Genomic DNA, 384 nt, shown 5'->3' on the forward strand with positions numbered 1-384 from the left:
CCACACATCCGTTTCCTTTGTCTGGCTTTCAGGCGCGGATTCGATTTCATTTTCATGCACGGTGATGACGTCATTGGCCTCATCCACGACCCATCCGACATCAGCGTCACGGTAAGAAATGATGATAATCCGAGTCTCTTCTGTGATGTCCTGTTCAGGCTGATTCAGACGTTTTCTTAAATCAAGAACCGGGGTAATCACTCCGCGCAGATTGATAACGCCGCGGATATAAGATTCCACACCCGGGACCCTCGTCGGTTTTTGCCACTTTTCAATTGATTTCACCTGGGAAACTGAGATAGCGTATTCTTTCCCGTTTATCATAAACACAATCATTTTTTCACCTGTTTTGATTTCAGCAGTCATTCGGGCACCTCCTCGTGT

The 384-nt window shown here is 46.6% G+C and carries 1 protein-coding gene; it reads right to left on the bottom strand.

Annotated elements, in window-relative coordinates:
- A partial coding sequence (locus tag R0K30_RS21220) for a chemotaxis protein CheW (RefSeq protein ID WP_410612746.1) occupies positions 1-366 on the bottom strand: 366 nt, incomplete at its 3' end.
- Positions 367-384: the final 18 nt, after the last annotated feature.

This window comes from Bacillus sp. SIMBA_154 (genome assembly GCF_046536015.1).
Taxonomy (GTDB): Bacteria; Bacillota; Bacilli; order Bacillales; family Bacillaceae; genus Bacillus; species Bacillus pumilus_P.